Below are 21176 nucleotides of genomic sequence, written 5' to 3' on the forward strand. Positions count from 1 at the left end.
AACTCAGTTTTCAGCGTAAATTTCAGAATCCGGGGGCATTTGAGCGATTTTTTCACGTAAAAATCTTGTTTGCGCAATCAGATAACTTCGGTATTCATCACGGATGTTTTCCGAATCCAGTTGACCAATCAACACTTTGCCAATCAGACTTCTGTGATAATTCACATGAGTTCGAATATCCACAGTTTCGAGATACATCTGAAGCATGGTACGTCTCAACTGTCGTGTGGAATTGGCAAACAGCGTCAAGACGGTGCTTTGTTGCATGATGATCATTTTATCCTGGATTTCAGTTTCAAGTTGAACAATTTTGAAAAAATCCATCGGTTCATTCAATAATTTTAGCTGTCTTGAACAAATTCCCTCAATTTCCAGTAAATCCGCTGGAGCACCTCGTTTGACCGCCATGGCACATCCGGCGGGTAAAAACGAGACCCATAAATCAATTGCTTCGAGCAAAATCCCTTTTCCAATCTTGAGGTCCGGTATGGACAGGGCCGCACCCAGGAAATCCAACCCGGAGTGCAAACGATAATCCTGAACAGTGACACCCGACCCCCTGACCGATTTCACAACATTCATCCGTGCCAATTGCCGGATTGCCATTTTCAGGGATGTACGATCAACACCCATTTCCGCAGCCAAAGTTCTTTCCGCGGCCAGTTTCTGGCCCGGTTTCAAAACTCCGGTGAATATCTGCTGGATCAAAAGGTCAGCAATTTTGTCAGGTAAATTTTGTTCAGTCACTTTGATTTTTGAAAAAAGTTTTTACATGATTAGGACTCATCGGGAAACCGGTTCAGCCGTCTGCTGGAGTCGCACCAAATACTGCGTCAGATCCTTCAATTCAGATTCAGTGAATGCAGTTTTAAATCCAGGCATGGTGGATCCGCCATGTTGTGCCTGACGGGAGATTGCGTCAACTGAATAATGCGGATAATCAATGATTTGTTCAGGGCCATGTTGTACCACATGGAGTTTGTATTCCAGCAGATTCGGTATGGGTACACCAAGTCCGGTTGCCTCAGGTCCATCTCCCCGACCTTCCGGGCCGTGGCATCGAACGCAATGTTCTTCATACACAACCTGTCCCCGTGCTAAGGTTTCCGGATTAACTTCCTGTTGTTTTCTGGAAACAATGTGGATTGAGCCATAACACCCGGCAATCAGACAACTCAATGTACCACCTAAAACTAGCCATCGTTGTTTTCTGTATTTTATTATTTTTTTCATAATGCCCCCCAAGGATAATCCACAAACAATGTTGTTGCGACACCTTCGTCACCAAAGCCCAGGTCAAATCGGTAAACAAAACCCGATCCTGTGACCAATCTTGCGCCTGAACCCACAGAATATTTATATTTTTTCCACAAATCCGGGGTTGTTTCAGCCACCGTTCCCATTTCATAAAAGAACGCCAACTGAATTCCTGTACGTAAATCTTTCATGATACCAATGTCAAACGGAGTATTTTCGTTGGTCAGATTCCAGCGGAATTCGGTGGCAATAAATTCTGTATGTGCCGCACTGAACCGTCCTTCGGAATAGGCTCGCAATCTGGCTCTTCCGCCCAGTGACGTTGCGGACCCATAGGTGTTTTGTGCCACTTGATCCTGCACCACGCCCTTGATCGACTCATTGCAAAGGTCAAAATCTGTTTCATAACAGCCATAATCCTGACTGAGCGCCAACAGGTCCGTTTCTCCCTTGTTTTCAACTACGGAGTCTGACCGAAAATAATGAAATGCCCATGTGCTGTAATCCAACATGGGAACCAGTCCCGTCAGTGAATAATTCATGACATAATAATTGACCGAATCACTATTTTGGGGTGGTGTGGCAGAGCGCTCCACACTCAGACGTACCCCTTGTTTGGGGTCAATCCGGTCATCGGTATAATCCAGAAGAAACCCATAAGTTCCAGACTTGAAGTTGATTTCTTCAGGATTCTCGATTTTATTCTGAAGATTGCCTTCATTGTCACGGATAGCACTCAGTTTGAACTGGATATTGTAGGAAATCGCATAAAATTCCAGCATGCGGTCATAAAACGTTAAGATACTCCTAAATCCCTGCAAGGCACTGTCATCGAGTTCCACGATATTGAATTCATCCGATTCAGAATCCATACCCCGTTGCAGGTATCGGTTTTGTTGCCCCTTGTTGAACCGGACTGTGGTCAGATCCAGTAGCCAATGGTTGGGAACAAGGGGAATATCTGTGGTTCCAAGGATTGCGCCTTCGACATCTCCGGCAATGAATACGAGGAACAGATCGACCGGTGTTTCATAAATATTGTTCAAGCCACCCAACAATCCGAATCCGGTTCCAACGCCAGGCAATATAAATGGCATCGGGGTTACAATGTAGCCGAAATCAGTTTGAATCTGCTCTCTGCGGCGTTCTATTGCCAGACAGTCTGAACTCAAAACAAACAGCATAATGAGCGTGAAAAGTGATATTAACGTATGTTTCATGACAAGGAATCCTTCTTCAAATATTTCATACTAATTTACGTTGTATATTGAACAGGTCTATCCAATGTCTTCAAACATGTCCAATATTTCGTAATGAATTGCTGATTATACCGGCTTTGGAGGGGAAAATTAATTTTGTGGAAGATGTTTTGAAAAAAAGACGGGGAAGAGTCAGGTGGCTCTAACCACCTGACGGTAAAAGAATTATCCTACGAGGAGACCCCCATATTGCACGAAGAACGGTACAAAGACCAAACTCAGAATTGCGGATAATTTAATCAGAATGTTCAATGATGGACCAGACGTATCCTTGAACGGATCACCGACAGTATCACCCACAACCGCGGCTTTATGGGTATCGGTTCCTTTTCCACCGAAATTACCTGCTTCGATATATTTTTTCGCGTTATCCCAGGCACCCCCTGAATTTGCGGAGGTGATGGCCAGCACTCCGCCAGACACCATGATACCCGCAAGTAATCCTGCAAGCGCTGGAATTCCAAATAGAAAACCAACCACCAGGGGTGTCCCCATGGTCAATACTCCGGGAGCAATCATTTCACGCAAGGCAGCCTTGGTTGAAATTGAAACACATTGGGTATAATCAGGATCTGCTTCGCCTTCCATCAAACCGGGGATGGTTTTAAATTGTCGTCGGACTTCCTCAATCATGTCAAACGCGGCGTTTCCAACAGATTTCATGGTCATAGCCGAGAAAAAGAAGGGGATTACCGCACCCACAAAAAGTCCTGACAGAACCAAAGGATCAAGCAAGTTGATGCTACTCAATAAATGAGAACCCGGCATCATCAAATCCGCTCTGGTCAAGAAGGCTGAAAACAGAGCCAAAGCGGTAAGAATAGCGGATCCAATCGCAAATCCTTTTCCAATCGCGGCGGTTGTATTTCCTGCGGTGTCAAGAACGTCTGTTCTTTTTCTGACATTTTCTTCCAGACCACACATTTCAGCAATACCACCGGCATTGTCTGCAACAGGGCCATAAGCATCAATGGTCAAACAAACCACCAGGGTGCTCAACATACCCAATGCGGCAATGGCAACACCATACATTCCAGCAAATGTGAAGGGGATAAAAATACTGACCGCAATCGCCAGAATTGGTCCTACAGCACTATGATAACCGAGGGCCATACCAAAAATAATGTTGGTAGCGGCACCTGTTTCTGAAGCTCGGGCGACTTCACGTACAGGTTTGTAATCAGAGGAAGTGTAAACTTCAGTGAGTAAACCAATAACCAGACCAGCCAGCAAACCGGACAGATAACACCAGTAAACACCAATACTGGAATATTCTATGCCATTGATTTCAAACGAAGATGGCAATACCCATAAGGTTACGAAAAACATGATCACAGCCATCAGTGCTGACGACAGAATCAACATGTATTTCAAGGCGCTTCCAACATCTTTATCGCCTTTAACTCTGGTTGTCGCGACAGTCACCAGGGCAACAGGGATTCCAATCGCGGAAATCAGAATCGGGAAGAGTAAAGCTTCGAGATTGGCGGCAAACGCTGTAGCTCCAATAACCAGTGCGGCACATGTACTTTCAGCGCACGAACCAAACAAATCTGCACCCATGCCAGCAACATCGCCCACATTGTCGCCAACGTTATCAGCGATAACCGCAGGGTTTCTCGGATCATCTTCGGGAATTCCTTTTTCTACTTTTCCAACCAGGTCTGCGCCAACATCTGCGGCTTTGGTAAAAATCCCACCACCAACACGGGCAAACAGAGCAATGGAAGATCCACCAAGTCCAAAGCCAGCCATCACTTCCATCAGAATGTGCGTGTCAATTTCTGGCATCATCAATTTAAGAAACAGATAAATCAGAATTAAACCCAGTACTGCCAGTCCAACCAGTCCAAAGCCCATGACAGCACCACTGCTCAAAGCCACTCTAAAGGCTTCTGGAAGAGATCGACGAGCCGCCGTTGTGGTTCTTACATTGCCGGCTGTGGCAATTTTCATTCCGATAAAACCTGAAACGATTGAAATCACACAACCCAGCAAAAATGAGATGGCTGTATAAACACCTTCTGATACATGTGGTGTGTGAGGATCATCAATTAAAACGGTGATCAGTGCCGCAAACGCGACCATGAACACGGCCATATAGCGGTATTCCTGAAACAGAAATGCCATGGCACCTTTAGCAATCGCACCGTGAATGAACCGGAGGCGGCTTCCCTCTTCAGGGCTTTCAGCCCCTTCATCAATCGGAATACGTTTTACTCTTGCTGCATAATAAAGTGCGACGCCAAGTCCCAGAAGTGACATCGCAAAAATTATATAGATGACGAAATTACCCATAAAATTCGCTCCGGATGATTTTGATGGTTTATAAAATTATGAATTGAAGGACGGGAATGATTTTTTGACTTTCAAAAATTGAACACTCAAAAAATTCGAGCCACCCTAAAAAAATCGCAATTAAATTGCAAGCCTACTATTTTGAATTAATTATGCGAATTAGGAGTTGAAATAGCTTGTCATTCAGGATTTGACTCTGAATGCAGTGATCTGCAGAGATTTTCTGCATGCCGGATCAAGTCCCGAAGGACACATGTTCCAGTTATCAGTACATTGCTTATCCAACATAATTTTCAACCCCTAATTGGTATTAATCAGAAATTCATAGTAGACAATAAATTCAACATGATAAATGCTGAAAAATTAATATCACCTTGAATTTTAAAGGTGAAAATCTATGTCAAATCGGGAATGATTTCATCAGAAATATGTCAACAAATCCTGCTTGCTAAAATATTTTCAGAAGAGTATGGTCTCATTTTGAGGCTCGGCATTAATTGAAAACCATCCCGAAATGATCAATATTTTCACCTCCTGTTGCAGAAGATAACAACATTGATTGACGAATGTCAAACACTCATATCAATGAGTTGAAATGTCCTATATTTTAGTTCTCCTATTGATGATACTTCCCCTGTTTCTGATTGGAATCGCTCTTGGTGTTTCCCATCTGTTTGCTCCTCAAAATCCCGGATTGATCAAAAATGATGCTTATGAATGTGGTGAGAAGACCATCGGTACTTCCAGACTACCGTTTAATGTGGGTTATTATCTGTTTGCGTTGATGTTTCTGATTTTTGATGTGGAGGCTGCCTTTCTTTTTCCCTGGGCTGTTGTCTTGCGTGAAACAGGAATTATTGGTTTTGTGGAGGCTGGAATCTTTATTTTGATATTACTGACTGGTTTGATTTACGCTTGGAAAAAAGGGGTGCTGGAATGGGTTTAGTGGCACAAATGGATCAAATTTCCGGAGGTTCCTTTATTCTCACACGGATGGATGAAGTGATCAATTGGGCCAGGGCAAACAGTTTATGGCCATTGGTTTTTGGAACAAGTTGCTGTGCTATAGAAATGATGATGGCAACTGGTGCGGCCAGGCATGATCTGGCACGCTTTGGTGCGGAGGTTGTCAGGCCATCACCCAGACAGGCCGATTTGTTGATTTTGGCGGGTACCATTGTGAAACGAATGGCTCCCAGACTTAGAACTTTGTATGAGCAAATGGCAGAGCCTCGATATGTCATTGCGACCGGTGCCTGCACCATTTCCGGCGGACCCTTTGTTTATAATTCCTACACCACTATCCGTGGCGCTGATCAAATTATTCCTGTTGATATCTATGTTCCGGGATGTCCACCAAGGCCTGAATCACTGCTTTATGGAATTCTGGCATTACAGAAAATGATTAAATCAGGGGAGTCTCTCAGAGAGCCTGGAATCAGGAAAAAACCAGTCGTCAGTGAACTCCCACCCGGAGTTAAACTGGAAGATATTACCCTGGAATTGCGGCAGATTCTTGGTGATGAGGGAATAACTAATATCCCGGAGGAAATTGCCCGAAGAGAGTGGTCAACAGGATTATAACGAGTATTTGTCCATAATAAATTGAAATTGATAACAAAATCACGATCTCATGACACTTAAAATATTACTGTGAAATATGGATCAGGAAATACTGTTAGCTCAAATCCGGCAGATCGACCCGCAAAATCAAATTTCCCCCAAAAAAACTGACCTCATTGCTCTTGAAATCACCGCAACATCTTTGCATGAAGTGATGCGAACCATGCGAAAGCAACCTGATCTCAGTTTTGACATGTTATGTTCTCACACCGCGGTGGACTGGTTGGAAAATGGCTTTGAACTGATTTATGTGCTGTATTCCACACAATTCCGACAGTCACTCATGATTATTGTGAATATTCCTCGGGAAAATCCAGTGATACCGACAGTTTCTAACATTTGGCTGGCTGCTGAAGCGCAGGAACGTGAAGTGTTTGATCTGTTTGGTGTTCAGTATGATCACCATCCTGATTTGCGACGACTTTTTCTGGAAGATGATTGGGTCGGGTATCCGATGCGCAAGGATTATAAGGATGATTTCATGTTGGAGTCTGCAGAATGACAGTTCACATCTCCACGCTCAATGATCGCACCACGGTTCCGGAAAATTCCAAAAGTTCATTGAATACCCAGGAATTTTTCATCAACATGGGGCCTCAACATCCTTCAACTCATGGCGTTCTTCGTTTGGTCCTGAAAATGGATGGAGAAACTATCCGTGAAGTCATTCCTGTGTTGGGTTATATTCACAGAAGCATCGAAAAAATATGTGAACACAATACCTATCGTCAAATTGTGCATTTGACGGATCGGATGGATTACCTGTCTGCCGTTATGAACAACTGGGCCGTTTCAATGGCTGTAGAAAAGGCCGCACAGATTGAACTGACCGACAGGATCGAATACATCCGCACAATTTTGGCTGAAATGCAGCGGTTGCAAAGTCACCAACTTTGGTGGGGAGTTACAGGAATGGATCTGGGAGCCTTCACGCCCTTTCTTTATGGATTTCGTGACAGAGAAATGCTGACCGATATTTTTGAAGAAACCATGGGAGCTCGATTGACATTAAACTATATCCAACCTGCCGGTTTGATGTTTGATATACATCCCGATTTTGTCAAAAAAACCAAAGATTATCTTAAATATTTCAAACCAAAACTTGAAGAATATGAGGCTTTGTTGAGTGCTAATCCGATTTTTCAGCAGCGTTTGCGGGACGTTGGCATTTTGGATCGTGAAAAAGCCGTTTCATTGGGGGCCACAGGTCCCGTATTGAGGGCTTGCGGAATACCCTATGATTTAAGACGAGTGGAGCCTTATGGTGTCTATGAGAAGGTTTCCTTTAAAATTGCCGTGGGAAGTGTGGGCGATTGTTGGGACAGATATTCTGTCCGGATGGAAGAAATGAGGCAATCCATTCAAATTATTGAACAATTGATTGATAATATCCCTGAAGGAAAATTCATCACTAAAAAACCTGCGGCAAAAATAACAATTCCTGAAGGCCGTTATTATAGTCAGATGGAAACAGCCAGAGGGGTGCTCGGTGTTCTGATTGTCTCCACAGGTAAAGAAAAACCATATCGCTTCCATCTGCGATCTCCAAATTTTAATAATTTATGGACCATCACCCAGATGGCTCCGGGGTCACGTCTGGGCGATCTGGTGGCTATGGTTTCCACACTGGATCTTGTTATTCCTGATATGGACCGATAAATCTGAGTGTTACATGGATAAGATCAATTCAATATTCTGGAGTTTTACAATGTCTACAAGCCCATGGGAGGTGGAAAGCATTGCGCATCGAGCCGCATCCGCGTTTCAGCAGGGGCATGTTGTCAGCACCGTGGGTTACTTGATGCTGGGATTGTTATTGACAGCCTCATTGATGACTGTGGTTGGAATTGTGCTGATTTATGCGGAAAGAAAAGTTGCCGCGCATTTCCAATGCAGACTTGGGCCGATGAGGGTTGGATGGCATGGGGTGCTTCAACCGCTGGCAGATGCGGTTAAACTTATGCTGAAAGAAGACCTTGTTCCAGCAAAAGCAGACAAAATTTTGCATCTTCTGGCTCCCTATCTCAGTTTGGTGGCAACTGTTCTAACACTTTCGATCATTCCATTGTCTCCATCATTTCAGGTTGTTGATTTGAATATCGGGATAGTTTATGTCCTTGCTGTTACTGGTGTAGGTGTTTTGGGAGTGCTTGTGGGCGGATGGAGTTCAAACAACAAATGGTCCATGCTTGGGGCGATGCGGGCAGGCGCTCAGATTATTTCCTATGAGGTTTCAGCAACATTGTCACTGCTGGTGATTGTTATGCTGGCTGGAAGTCTGAAACTTTCTGATATTGTCATGAGTCAGGCTGATGGCTGGTGGATCTGGAAAGGGCATGGCGTTAGTCTTGTCGCGTTTTTGTTGTTTCTGATTTCCTCAACCGCGGAATTAAACAGGACTCCCTTTGATCTTCCTGAAGGTGAAAGTGAGTTGACAGCAGGATTTCATACTGAATATTCCGGAATGAGATTCGCGTTCTTTTTTCTATCAGAATTTGTCAATATGTTTGTCGCGTCAGCCATGATGGCCACGCTCTTTTTCGGGGGGTGGATGCCTTTTCATATTGGCCAGTGGGAATTTTTTAATGCAGTAATGGACTGGATTCCACCGTTTGTCTGGTTTATGGGTAAAACCAGTTTTTTTATCTTTGTCTATATGTGGTTTAGATGGACCTTTCCCAGATTAAGAGTAGATCAACTCATGCTTTTGGAATGGAAAGTCCTGCTACCTATCGCATTGGCGAATCTGCTTTTGGCAAGTGGAGTTGTCGTTTCAGGATTTCATTTTTGATTATAAAAAATTCAGAAATTACGTTGTGAATGCGTTGAACTGGTAAACTATGGAAAACCTGACTAATTCCGAATCCAGTACTGAGAAAATTGGCGGATTGACTGTGGATGTTGTCATTACACCCAGGATATTTTACAAGGAAAAATCAACAAATGGACCAACACTGGTATGGTCTATTTTGAGGGCTTTGCTCAACGGGATGAGGATTACATTTAAATATCTGAGTCATCCTTCTACCGTTGTGACTCAGCAATATCCTGAAAACAGGGAATCCTTAAAAATGTTAGACAGATTCAGGTCAAGACTGGTTTTTATTTATGAACAGGATGGCTCTCACCATTGCACAGGATGTCGAATTTGTGAGACAGTGTGCCCGAATAAATCCATTCTGATTGATACCATGAAAGGAACTGTCACAGGCAAAACCGAGATTGATCAGTTTATCTGGCGTTGGGATATTTGCACCTTTTGTAATGCTTGTGTTCAGGCGTGCCCACATGGTGCCATTGAAATGGCAAAAGATTTTGAATCTGCCGTGTATGACCGGCGTTTACTGGTCATGAATCTCAATTCCTATGCGGGACCACCCACAAAAGTTCTTGAAAAGATGTCAGAAGAAGATCGGAACAAAGCCAGAGAATTCCGCCCTGTTTATTCAGGGAAAATTCCGATGAATGGGTTTGCACTGGATGGCGTTCAAATAGTTCAACAGGAAAAAGCCAATGTGGAATGACGCGTTTTATACGATTATGTTTTACGGACTCAGCCTGGTAGCTGTTTTGGGTTCTCTGGCAGTAGTCACCACACATTATTTATTAAGGGGCGCCATGTGTCTGGCTGGCGTGCTGGTTGTGAGTTCCGGATTGTATCTATTGCTTGGCTTTGAGTTTCTGGCAGGAATCCAGATACTTGTTTATGTGGGAGGTATTGTGGTTCTGATGGTATTTGCCGTCATGCTCACAAGTTCAGCGGATATGACAGAGTCCTCACCCACCGTTTTTAGAGAATGGTCTGGAATGATCATTTCACTTGCTTTGTTTGTGACTGGGGTCCTGACTTTCGCACATACAGAGTTTCCATTATCAAGTTCACAAAATTCTGTTGAAAATGACGTGGTTGAATTGGGGAAAAAACTGTTGGATGCAGGGTCTGAAGGATATGTGTTGCCGTTTGAAATCATTTCATTGCTATTGTTGGCGGCAATGATCGGTGGAATTGTGGTTTCGCGTAAGAAACAACAGTCTAATTGATGTTACTGAGGAAATAATGATAGAATTTCTGGCCTCACACTCACCCTTACTGTTTCATTGGCTGGTGCTGAGTTTACTGTTATTTTGCATAGGTTTGTATGGAGTGCTGACCAGACGAAATGCTATTGGTATTCTCATGTCAATAGAACTTATGCTGAATGCGGGTGCTCTGAATTTTGCGATATTTAACAGACTGATGTCTCCTGAAAAAATCGACGGGGAGTTGATGGGAATATTCATTATCGTTATTGCGGCGGCAGAAGCGGTGATCGGTATGGCAATATTCGTTGCGGTCTTCCAACAGCGTAATTCCCTGGATGTCACACAAATGGATACTTTGAAAGGATAATGGGCATGGAATTGGGGTTCATTTTTAATTATGCCTGGTTGATTCCCGCAATGCCGTTGTTCTCTTTTTTTATTGCCGGAATTATCATTAGACCCATTTCAAATAAGGTCGCTGGATTAGTAGCCACACTATCTGTTGGCATTTCTGCCACTCTTTCCTACATTTTAGCATTTCGCTATATTTCCCGTTTTTCAGAATCCGGAAGCTTCCCGATGATGGTTCCCTGGAGTGGTGAATGGTTGCGCTATCAGGAGTCTCTGACGGTGTCTGTCGGAGTTTTGATTGATCCATTGTCTCTGTTGCTGATGGTTGTAGTCACCACGGTGAGTTTTCTGGTTCATTGGTATTCACTGGGATACATGAAAGGGGATGAGGGCTTTGGAAGGTATTTCACATTCCTGAATTTATTCACGTTCAGTATGCTGGGATTGGTCACAGCACCAAATCTGCTTCAGATGTTCGTTTGTTGGGAATTGGTAGGCAGCAGTTCATTTTTACTCATTGGTTTCTATTATGAAAAACCCTCTGCTGTGTCAGCTTCCAAAAAAGCATTCATTGTCACTCGTTTTGCGGATCTGGGTTTTTTGCTCGGAATTCTGATTCTCGGATTTTATGGACAGAGAATATTTCAGGGAATGAGTTATTTACCTGAATCTCCTGTTCTGAATGGTTTCAGCGGCATTCAGCCATGGGATTTTGCGTTTTTGAATAATCCCGAGGTTTTACAGAAGTTTTTAGAACTGGGTGAAGCCGGCCTGGGAATGGGGGTTCTCACAGTTGCCCTGGTTCTTCTTTTTATAGGTGCGGCAGGTAAAAGTGCCATGTTTCCACTCCACATATGGCTTCCAGACGCAATGGAAGGTCCAACTCCTGTTTCTGCGTTGATTCATGCCGCGACAATGGTCGTTGCCGGGGTGTATCTTGTCGCACGATTGTTTCCCGCCTTTGCGATGTCTGGCAGTGCCTTGATTCTGGTGGCCTATGTCGGGGCGTTCACATGTTTATTTGCGGCTGTGCTTGGTTGTGTTCAAGATGATATAAAACGGATTCTGGCCTTTTCAACCTTGAGTCAGATCGGCTACATGATGTTTTCACTGGGCGTAGCCAGTATGGAACATCCTTTAGGATATACCGCATCATTATTTCACTTATTCACCCATGCTTTTTTTAAGGCGTTGCTGTTTTTAGGTGCTGGTTCCGTCATCCATGCGGTCCATACCAATAATATTCATGAAATGGGTGGCCTGGATCACAAAATGCCTGTTACTCATTTTTTATTTCTGATTGCGACATTGGCAATCTCAGGAATTCCGCCGCTTTCAGGTTTTTTCTCAAAAGATGAAATTTTAGCCGGAGCTCTTGAGTCAGGCCATTTTGTTATTTTTGGAATTGGATTACTTGTGGCAGGAATTACAGCATTTTATATGTTCCGACTTTATTTTCTCACCTTCAAGGGCGAACCCAAATCTCATGCGGAACATGCAAAAGAATCACAGTTCATCATGTTGATACCAATGATGATATTAGGAATGCTGGCAGTTGGGGGCGGTTGGATTCCCTTGGGTGAATGGGTAAAAGTTGGGGATCTCAACCATCATGGCATCAATTGGGATATTGCGTTGCCGGCAATTCTCTCTGCAATGACCGGCATAGGCGTTGCCTGGTTCATGTATAGGAAACATCCTGGAATAGCTGAGAAAATGGCTAAAAATTCAGGGGGGATATATATTTTAGTAAGAAATAAATTTTACATAGATGAAGTCTATTTATGGCTTACCCATCGACTCGTTTTTCAAAAAATTTCTCAACCAATAGCCTGGTTTGATCGCCATGTGGTTGATGGGATGGTCAATCTTACAGGCTGGATTACCAGGGAATCAGGCAGAATTCTTGGCAAGTTACAAACAGGGCAGATTCAGACATATGGAATTTTTCATGTTATTGGCGGACTAGGGGTATTACTCTGGTTCTGGGTAACAATCGTTTAATAATTTTTAGAAAATGATTTCATGGGCTTGACCAGTTCAATAATTTTTACTCCTTTTTTGACCGCACTTCTGGTGATCGCTGTTCCCAATGACAAATGGGAACGTATCCGCTGGATTTCTTTGGTTGGAACCGGAATACATCTGGTTTTAAGTGCTGTTCTAACCTGGAAATATTGCAATATTGCGTTTTCTGATACAATTGCCTTGAGAGAATCCCTGCAAACACGGTTGTATCTGGTTGAGCGGATTCCCTGGTTCGATTCATTTGGTATTCAATACCTGATTGGTGTTGACGGCATTTCAGTCGCAATGATCATCCTGACCTCCATAGTGATTTTTACAGGAGTCCTGGCAAGTTGGAATGTTCAGGTTCGAGCCAAAGAATTTTTTGTGCTTCTTTTAGTGCTGGTGACGGGTGTTTTTGGAGTGTTTGTCAGTTTTGATCTGTTTCTTTTTTTCGTATTTTATGAATTGGCTGTTTTACCCATGTATCTCCTGATTGGAGTTTGGGGAACAGGACCCAAAGAATATTCCGCAATGAAACTTACGTTGATGTTGATGGGCGGATCTGCGTTGATTCTTGTTGGCATGCTGGCTGTTTATCATGCCTCCGGTCTGAATACATTTGATCTTACCAAACTCGCAACGGTTTCATATGACAGTGCTTTTCAGCAGTGGGTGTTTCCTGTTATTTTTGTGGGATTCGGGGTACTTGGCGCATTGTATCCTTTTCATACATGGTCACCTGATGGTCATGCTTCAGCTCCAACCGCCGTTTCGATGCTGCATGCCGGAGTCCTGATGAAATTGGGCGGTTATGGCGCCTTAAGAATTGGTGTTTATCTTTTACCTCAGGGGGCAATCCAGTGGGGATTATTTTTCATGGGTCTGACTACTGTCAATATTCTTTATGGTGCCCTCGGTGCAATCATGCAGAAAGACCTGAAGTATTTTACCGCGTATTCCTCTGTGAGTCATTGTGGGTTTGTTCTGTTTGGTGTTGCCAGTCTCAATTTAATGGGATTTAAAGGTGCTGTGTTACAAATGTTCAGTCATGGAATTATGACTGCTTTGTTTTTTGCGTTAATTGGAATGGTTTACGGACGGACCCACACTCGAATGATCCATGAAATGGGTGGTCTTGCCAAAGTGATGCCCTGGTTGGCATCCTGTTTTTATGTTGCCGGACTTGCTTCTTTGGGATTGCCAGGATTGGCAGGCTTTGTTGCGGAATCACATGTTTTTTTAGGTGGATTTTTTGGAAATGAGTGGACATCCCCCTGGGCTACACGTTTGTTAACGGTGTTGGCTACCATGTCCATTGTGGTGACCGCTGTTTATGTTCTTCGTGGTTTAGCAAAAGTTTTTCAAGGGCCTGTTGTCAATCAGGAATTTTATCATTTAAGCGATGCGACAATCACTGAAAAAATAAGCACCGGCATCCTTGTCATAACTCTTGGCATTGCGGGTTTGTTTCCATTCTTGCTGATTGATCTGATAGAGGCCTCGTTGATGCCTCTGGTAAATCGTTTACATTAATAAATAAGGATTTAAGTGTATTTGATTTTCCCTGAAATAATTACTGTTATTACAGCCTTTGTTGTTTTGTTTTATGATTTGTTTTCAAAGTCCAAGAAACAAAATGTGATGAATGGAATTGCCATTTTTGGACTTGGTATGTCATTGGTAATCGTAACCAATAATCTTGATAATACAGGAATCCTGTTTGGTGAGCGCTTTATTGTCGATCCTGTTCGATCCTGGTTTAAAATTATTTTTATTATTTCTGGAATAGTTCTGTTCCTGATGTGTAATGGCACTCCTTCAACGGATGTATCAGATAAAGATAGTCCTTTGAAATCAATTGCCGAGTTCAACACAATTTTGCTGTTTACCATTTCTGGTATGATGTTTTTAATATCTGCACAGGATATTATTACTTTGTATGTCTGTCTTGAACTTTCGACAATCCCACTGTTTGCCTTGGTTGCCTGGAATAAATTTTCAATAACATCTGGCGAAGCAGGATTGAAGTATTTAATTTTTGGTGCATTGGCATCAGGATTATTGCTCTATGGTCTGGGGTTACTTTATGGACTTTCCGGTGGAACAACCAGTATCCCGCAAATGGGGAAAGAACTCAGTTTTTCACCAGTTTATTGGCTGGCAGTCTTTCTGATACTTTCAGGAGTTGGATTCAAAATGACATTGGTTCCATTTCACTGGTGGGCCGCGGATGTTTATGAAGGAGCACCAGTTCCAGTCACCGCATGGCTGGCAGTGGCTTCAAAAACCGCGGGTTTAGCATTTTTATTTCAATTATTTTTTGGAATAATGCGGAATCATATCAGTGATCTTTCTGATTTAATGGCATTGATTGCTTTCATAACAATGACTTTGGGGAATGTTGTAGCCATTATTCAGAATAATATAAAACGGTTTATGGCATTCAGTGGAATTTCCCAGGCAGGTTATTTGATATTGGGATTTGTTGGCGTTTTTCCTGAAAGTGTTCCTTCAATGTTATTTTATATGTTAGTGTATGTTTTTACAAATTTAACAGTTTTTACTGTGATTTATGTTTATTCAAATGCAACGCAACAAAACAACATTACGGATTATCGAGGACTTTCAAGAACAAATCCAATCATGGCATTGGCTATGATGATGGCCTTGTTTAGCCTGGCTGGAATACCTCCACTTTCAGGGTTTGTAAGTAAATTTTTTCTATTCAGCATTGCTTCCAAAGCAGGATATCATTGGCTTGTGGCCGCAGCAGCCATTAATTCAACTATCTCATTATATTATTATTTGAAAATAGTTCGTCAGATGTATATTGAACCCGTATCAGAAACCACCCCTCCTGTTTTGATTTCCCGATCAAATTCAGTTTTATTGGCAGGAACAACTCTTGGCATTATAATTCTAGGGATTTGGCCCTCCATATACGAAAGTATATATTCTCAAACATCACAATGGTAACATTAGTTCATGGGCTATCAACGTAAGCCGATCCACTTTGTAAATTCAATGAATTAGAGAACCCATGCAAGGTTAGGCAGGACGGACAATTTTGTCTACAATTTTACGACCATCTGTATCGGGTTAAGTTGGTAGCCAGTTCATGTAAATCCTGAATATAAAATTGGGGAAATGAAATTGTTCTTAATATTATGTAAAATTGTTAACTAAAAAATAATGAGATCACCACTTATCTGCTCAGTCCCCAGCGTTAAAAAGTTCTGGATGAACGTGCATCTATTGGAGACGAATACTAAACTTTCACAGGCTCTCAACACACTTTGATGTAAAACCTTTGTATCCCACCTTTTTTATTTGATGAAAGAATTAATAGAACTAGAAATATTACAGATCCAATCAGAGTATGGCGAAATTAGAGCTTTTTTTGATGAGCGTCGTCGTTTATGGTGTGCGGCTCGGTCACGAACCTTCGATAGAATGTATCAACGAGGTGGTGTGAGTGCCGTAAGTCAAGCCACCGGTGTTTCTCGTCCGACAATTTATGCTGGATTAACGGAACTTCAGGAAACAGAACGTTTGGACGTATCACGAATACGCAAATCAGGAGGCGGCCGTAAAAGTGTAGAAACACATTATCCTGATATTTTGTCAAAACTGGAGGATTTGGTTGATCCTGATAGTCGAGGAGATCCAGAGTCACCATTGCGATGGACCACAAAAAGCACGCGCAAGTTATCGGATGAACTCAAACAACAAGGTTACAAATTAGGCTCCAGTAAAGTAAGACACTTGTTGCTTGATCTGAACTACACTCTTCAATCTAATAAAAAAACCATGGAAGGAGGAAATCCTCCAGATCGAGATGAACAATTTCAATATATCAATGAACAGGCTAAACGATTTCATTCAGAGGCGCAGCCTGTCATATCGGTAGATACAAAGAAAAAAGAGAATATTGGCGAGTTTAAAAACCCGGGTCAACAGTAGCAACCTCAAGGAAATCCAACCGAAGTAAATGTCTATGATTTCATTGATAAAGAACTTGGAAAAGTTGCGCCATATGGCATCTACGATATCTTTAGAAACGAGGGATGGGTTAGCGTTGGCATCAGTAGTGATACCGCACAATTCGCGGTCAACTCCATCAGGACCTGGTATCAGCAAATCGCCATAGAGAAATATGGCGCAATCAAAAAAATTATGATCACTGCAGATTGTAGCGGATCCAACGGAAACAGAGTTCGATTGTGGAAAAAAGAATTGCAAGGTTTGTCTAATGAAACTGGACTGGAAATCCATGTTTGCCATTATCCTCCAGGAACGAGCAAATGGAATAAAATAGAGCATCGAATGTTCAGTTTTATTTCTCAAAACTGGAAGGGCAAACCACTACTGACTCGACAAACTGTTATTGACCTCATTAGGGCTCGTGCGTAAATAACCTTTATAGTTTGAGAGATTCAGTCCTGATCATGTCCACAGGGGATATGGGACGAGATCCCTCCTGACGACACCATAGTGTAAATCTTATTCTTGCACGAGCCCTAAGTTGACGGCAAACGTATACAAGGTCTGATTCAAGATAGGAAGAGGTGTCAAGGGACAATATAATTGACCCAATATTGGACATTAATTTTGACCCACCTTGGGAAGAAAAATGCCTTCATTTTTTAGAATGAAAGCAATTTTCTGACAACAAGAAAAATTAGCGATTTTCGAGTTTTTGTTTGAGTCGATAGCTTTCGCCGCCCATCATAAAGATATGAGAGTGATGAATAATGCGATCGACAATGGGCACCGCGATATTTTCCGCGGCGAAGAATTCCCCCCAATTGGTAAAATCCTTGTTCGTGGTTAAAATCAGGGAACGATACTCATACAAGGCATTGATAAACTGAAACAAATTTGAGATACTCTGTTTATTAATGGGCAAATATCCCAATTCATCACAGAGGATGAGATCATATTTGAGGAGCGCGCTGATTTTATGTTTCAACTGCCCCTGGATTTCAGCCAGATCAAGAGTTTCCATCAACCCCATGGCGGTGAAGAAGGCGACTTTATAACCGTGATTGAGAGCTTCCTGCCCCAGAGCGATGGCTAAATGCGTTTTTCCAACGCCCGGCGGACCAATAAAGACGACATTGTGTCGATGCTCAATGAAAGAAAAGTCCATCAACGACGCGATCTGTTTTTTGGTAATGGTCGTTTGCGCCCGAAAATCAAATTCATCGAGGCGCTTCATGACCGGGAATCCCGCCTTTCGCTGGTTGAGCGCGACACGTTTTTGATTGCGCCATTGAAATTCCTGATCCAGCAACTGTTGAGCGAATTGCAGATAGGAAATCTGGTTGTCTTCGGCTCGTTGAATCAGGGACGACAGATTTTCAGCGATGCCGAAGCAGCGTAATGCTTTATAAGATTGGAGGACTTCCTCAAATTTGACCGGATTCATACGTCCTCCCGACCCAAAGTTTTTTGATCCAACCCGCGATAGAGTTTCAAATCTCTGGAAAGAAGATGCTCTTCCAGCGGCAGCGACAAGGGATTATTCATGGCCGCGGCCAAATAATCCCGAATATAACTCACCCGCAGTTCAGCTCGTTGAGTCAGGTCCTTGAGCCATGGCCGCAGCAGGGTCACCGAAGGATATTGTCCAAGCACAAGCTTCAATCCTGCCAACTGATCTTTATACAGGTCCGGTGTCGTTTTCCGGAGAAGTTGACACAAACTGGAAGCCAATTCATCCCCCAGAAGCGATTGCAGGGTTTGTTCATAGCGGACAATTTGATCCTGCCGGGAACGATAATGATTCAGATTCTTGATCACTTCTCCCTTGCGGGCGGATATCCGGTGTCTTGTGATCGGTTGATTGGAATCCGGCGCGTGAATCAACAACCAACCCTCTTCCTGCCTGACAAACACGGAGGATGACTGATATTGGCCTGGAACCGAATATTTGTTGGACTGCCATGAAATCAGCGATGTTTTGTCCACCTGACGGGTTTCTCCCAGACAAACCTGCTGTAAACATTTCGGACTCAAATAAGGTTTCATCCGTGGACGTTCCCGTAAATCATACACGTCCCATGGAACCTCACGGGTAGTGCCATGAACCCTCACATTGGCCACCGTTTTAAGCCAGTTCACCATCCGCTGCCGGAGATCTTCCACTTGAGCAAAGCTGTCCCCATAAAAGAAATCCTTCTGGACATACTTGACGCCGGCCTCCACTTTGCCTTTACTTTCAGGATCATAGCCCTCACAGGCTCGCACCTTGAAACCCGCGCTGTTGGCATATTGATGAAACCGCTGGTTGAGCCAGAGTTCCCGGAATTCTTCCTTGATCACCACCAGTTTGGTTTGATCGTAAACACATTCTTCCACCACACCGTCAAAAAAACGGAATGCCTGATCATGCATGGTGATAAACAGGTCGGTATTGATCGGCCGTAAACTCACGCTGACATACATCATTCGAGAATACGACAGGACAAACACCATAAAATAGACAGTCGTTGGTTGTCCCGCGATCATAACATCCCGCAGTTCACCGCCATCGACCTGACATTGAACACCAGGCACCATATCCAGTATGGGTTCATAACGCCGTCCAGGAATCGAGGGAAGTTCTTTGCTCAGACTTGCCATATAACGCCGAACACTTCGCTGGGAAATTTCAACTTCCAGACCATGGGTTTTCAGCTTTCGCAGCATTTTTCCCGAGGAAAGTTCAGGATACATCTCCAATAGATGCCGCATGTATTCCCGATGTTCATCCAGAACTTTCTCACGCTGAGGACTGCGCAGATACGTCGTGATCTCATTTTCCTTCATCCGCAGATATTTCCGTACTGTATTGCGAGACAGTTTCAACTGCTCCGCGATCTGATGGATCGATAGTCCGTTTCCATCATCATGAAGCGCTTTTATTTTATAAATCATGTTCCACCTTTCCATAGTCCTCCCAAAAAAAATGATTCATCATTTTAACGGGAGTGCCATAGCAAGCTATGGCTTTTTTATCAATAAAGGTGGGTCAATTTTATTGTCCGCTACTGGGTCAGTTTACATGACCGGTAACAAGAGGATGGAAAAAACCGATTGACCGCTTGAAAATACCCAAATTGTAAGACAAACCCTACTTGGTTCGTGGGTGTCCGCATACTGCTAGCAATATCTTCAAGCTTTTGATTGAGAAAAAACGTCTGCTTCCTCTCCACACCAGAAAACTGGGGAGGATTTTCAAATGTTTTTTGCTCGTTTATACTGAGAATATTGAGTAGTGTACTCACCACATGATCTCTAAAAAATAGTCAATATTGATCTCTCTAAAGCGCGGTTGGTTTCTACTGGAATACCATGTTCTTAGGAAAACGTTGAAAACACTGGGATTTCTCTTATATTATTAACCACACCTTAAAATCCTTTCATGCGGTAAGCATGCCATTATGCAAATTGAATCTATTGAATATCTCACCCAAAAAGAACTCAAAAAATTATTTCAAGTGATTGGAAAACGAAGTGAAGAAAAATATCCTTATGGATTACGGGATTTAACTATTTTTAATATCGCCTATTATTGCGGGTTACGTGTTTCGGAGATCGGAATGCTTACTCGAGGGAATTTTAACGAACAAAGAGATGAGCTATTTTGCCGTAGGCTCAAAGGATCACGTTCTAATACATTACGATTAACCCCCGATAAATCCAGGCTTTTGAAAAAATATATTCGTGAATATTCCATTATAAATGGGGAGCAGTCGCTTTTTAAATCTAAGGAAGGGTAACCCTATTTCAAAAAGGCAACTTCAAGACCTTATGGCTTTCTATGGAAAGCAGGCAAAGCTTCCAGAACACAAACAACATATCCATGTGTTAAAGCATTCCATTGCGGTTCATTTGGCGCAAAGTGGGATGGATATTAAGGAAGTACAGTATTGGTTGGGCCATAAAAACGTTGAGAACACGATGGTTTATTTCCAATTCACGGCTGATCAGGCAGATACCATGTACAGAAAACTACAATCCAATTCCAAATTGGTTTAATAAATCATGCGATCTTTCTTTGATGTGTTCTCTAGTAAAATATGAAAATCTGTGACGATTTACCCCTAAATGGGTCTAATTACCCATCGCTTTAGGCATCGAAGCCTGTCGCCAGGGATATCGAACGTTTTTTACGACAGCGGCCAATTTGGTCAATACCCTGGTGGAAAGCAGAGAAGAAAAAACGCTCCAACGATTCCTTAAAAAAATAGCGAAATATCATCTGCTGATCATCGATGAACTCGGGTATATTCCTTTTTCACAGCAAGGAGCTCAGTTGTTATTTCAAGTGTTTTCCGAACGCTATGAAGCGGGTTCCATGATTGTGAC

The 21176-nt window shown here is 42.8% G+C and carries 21 protein-coding genes and 1 pseudogene; 15 read left to right on the plus strand and 7 right to left on the minus strand.

Annotation, left to right across the window (positions count from 1 at the left end; genetic code table 11):
• Positions 1 to 3: 3 nt before the first annotated feature.
• From HQM11_10895 to HQM11_10910, 4 genes are all read right to left on the minus strand, one after another.
• Positions 4 to 747: a FadR family transcriptional regulator gene (locus HQM11_10895; GenBank protein MBF0351530.1), complete on the minus strand. Its 744-nt coding sequence runs from the start codon at positions 745 to 747 to the stop codon at positions 4 to 6.
• A gap of 36 nt (positions 748 to 783) precedes the next feature.
• Positions 784 to 1233 (minus strand): c-type cytochrome, encoded by a 450-nt coding sequence (locus HQM11_10900; GenBank protein MBF0351531.1) that lies wholly within the window; start codon positions 1231 to 1233, stop codon positions 784 to 786.
• A complete protein-coding gene (locus tag HQM11_10905; GenBank protein ID MBF0351532.1) occupies positions 1230 to 2477 on the minus strand; it encodes a hypothetical protein in 1248 nt (415 codons plus the stop codon). Before HQM11_10905 ends, HQM11_10900 begins: the two co-directional genes overlap by 4 nt.
• A 204-nt stretch (positions 2478 to 2681) precedes the next feature.
• On the minus strand, positions 2682 to 4814 hold the full coding sequence (locus HQM11_10910) for a V-type H(+)-translocating pyrophosphatase (protein MBF0351533.1): 2133 nt from the start codon (positions 4812 to 4814) through the stop codon (positions 2682 to 2684).
• Between the two features lie 595 nt (positions 4815 to 5409).
• Here HQM11_10910 and HQM11_10915 point away from each other — a divergent pair.
• The 13 genes from HQM11_10915 to HQM11_10975 all read left to right on the plus strand — a co-directional run bounded on the left by HQM11_10915 (position 5410) and on the right by HQM11_10975 (position 17234).
• On the plus strand, positions 5410 to 5760 hold the full coding sequence (locus HQM11_10915) for an NADH-quinone oxidoreductase subunit A (protein ID MBF0351534.1): 351 nt from the start codon (positions 5410 to 5412) through the stop codon (positions 5758 to 5760).
• Positions 5751 to 6398, plus strand: a complete 648-nt coding sequence (locus HQM11_10920; GenBank protein ID MBF0351535.1) for an NADH-quinone oxidoreductase subunit B — start codon at positions 5751 to 5753, stop codon at positions 6396 to 6398. The genes HQM11_10915 and HQM11_10920 overlap by 10 nt, the downstream gene beginning before the upstream one ends.
• A 76-nt stretch (positions 6399 to 6474) precedes the next feature.
• Positions 6475 to 6939, plus strand: a complete 465-nt coding sequence (locus HQM11_10925) for an NADH-quinone oxidoreductase subunit C (protein MBF0351536.1) — start codon at positions 6475 to 6477, stop codon at positions 6937 to 6939.
• Positions 6936 to 8096: an NADH-quinone oxidoreductase subunit D gene (locus HQM11_10930; protein ID MBF0351537.1), complete on the plus strand. Its 1161-nt coding sequence runs from the start codon at positions 6936 to 6938 to the stop codon at positions 8094 to 8096. Before HQM11_10925 ends, HQM11_10930 begins: the two co-directional genes overlap by 4 nt.
• A 49-nt stretch (positions 8097 to 8145) precedes the next feature.
• Entirely contained in the window at positions 8146 to 9228 is a 1083-nt protein-coding gene (nuoH, locus tag HQM11_10935) for an NADH-quinone oxidoreductase subunit NuoH (protein MBF0351538.1), read from the plus strand.
• 49 nt (positions 9229 to 9277) lie between these two features.
• The gene (locus tag HQM11_10940) at positions 9278 to 9961 is read left to right on the plus strand and encodes a 4Fe-4S binding protein (protein ID MBF0351539.1); all 684 of its coding nucleotides are present in this window, start codon (positions 9278 to 9280) and stop codon (positions 9959 to 9961) included.
• Complete coding sequence (locus HQM11_10945) at positions 9951 to 10478, plus strand: NADH-quinone oxidoreductase subunit J (protein ID MBF0351540.1); 528 nt, start codon at positions 9951 to 9953, stop codon at positions 10476 to 10478. Before HQM11_10940 ends, HQM11_10945 begins: the two co-directional genes overlap by 11 nt.
• Before the next feature lie 16 nt (positions 10479 to 10494).
• Positions 10495 to 10827, plus strand: a complete 333-nt coding sequence (gene nuoK / locus HQM11_10950) for an NADH-quinone oxidoreductase subunit NuoK (GenBank protein ID MBF0351541.1) — start codon at positions 10495 to 10497, stop codon at positions 10825 to 10827.
• A gap of 5 nt (positions 10828 to 10832) precedes the next feature.
• Complete coding sequence (nuoL, locus tag HQM11_10955; protein MBF0351542.1) at positions 10833 to 12815, plus strand: NADH-quinone oxidoreductase subunit L; 1983 nt, start codon at positions 10833 to 10835, stop codon at positions 12813 to 12815.
• Positions 12816 to 12836: 21 nt separating this feature from the next.
• The gene (locus tag HQM11_10960) at positions 12837 to 14354 is read left to right on the plus strand and encodes an NADH-quinone oxidoreductase subunit M (GenBank protein ID MBF0351543.1); all 1518 of its coding nucleotides are present in this window, start codon (positions 12837 to 12839) and stop codon (positions 14352 to 14354) included.
• Positions 14355 to 14369: 15 nt separating this feature from the next.
• Complete coding sequence (locus HQM11_10965) at positions 14370 to 15797, plus strand: NADH-quinone oxidoreductase subunit N (GenBank protein ID MBF0351544.1); 1428 nt, start codon at positions 14370 to 14372, stop codon at positions 15795 to 15797.
• A 357-nt stretch (positions 15798 to 16154) separates the two neighbouring features.
• Positions 16155 to 16784, plus strand: a complete 630-nt coding sequence (locus HQM11_10970; protein MBF0351545.1) for an ISAzo13 family transposase — start codon at positions 16155 to 16157, stop codon at positions 16782 to 16784.
• Positions 16785 to 16826: 42 nt separating this feature from the next.
• Positions 16827 to 17234, plus strand: a complete 408-nt coding sequence (locus HQM11_10975) for an ISAzo13 family transposase (protein ID MBF0351546.1) — start codon at positions 16827 to 16829, stop codon at positions 17232 to 17234.
• A gap of 268 nt (positions 17235 to 17502) precedes the next feature.
• On the opposite strand, the gene HQM11_10980 is transcribed toward HQM11_10975, so the two are convergent.
• From HQM11_10980 to HQM11_10990, 3 genes are all read right to left on the minus strand, one after another.
• Entirely contained in the window at positions 17503 to 18252 is a 750-nt protein-coding gene (locus HQM11_10980; protein MBF0351547.1) for an ATP-binding protein, read from the minus strand.
• On the minus strand, positions 18249 to 19742 hold the full coding sequence (locus HQM11_10985; GenBank protein MBF0351548.1) for an IS21 family transposase: 1494 nt from the start codon (positions 19740 to 19742) through the stop codon (positions 18249 to 18251). The genes HQM11_10980 and HQM11_10985 overlap by 4 nt, the downstream gene beginning before the upstream one ends.
• Before the next feature lie 110 nt (positions 19743 to 19852).
• Positions 19853 to 20095, minus strand: a complete 243-nt coding sequence (locus tag HQM11_10990; protein ID MBF0351549.1) for a DUF4158 domain-containing protein — start codon at positions 20093 to 20095, stop codon at positions 19853 to 19855.
• A 153-nt stretch (positions 20096 to 20248) separates the two neighbouring features.
• Here HQM11_10990 and HQM11_10995 point away from each other — a divergent pair.
• Both HQM11_10995 and HQM11_11000 read left to right on the plus strand, forming a co-directional pair.
• Positions 20249 to 20846: pseudogene (locus tag HQM11_10995) on the plus strand (phage integrase family protein).
• Positions 20847 to 20931: 85 nt separating this feature from the next.
• A partial coding sequence (locus HQM11_11000; protein ID MBF0351550.1) for an ATP-binding protein occupies positions 20932 to 21176 on the plus strand: 245 nt, incomplete at its 3' end.

It is taken from the genome of SAR324 cluster bacterium, assembly GCA_015232315.1.
In the GTDB taxonomy this organism is placed as follows: Bacteria; SAR324; SAR324; order SAR324; family NAC60-12; genus JADFZZ01.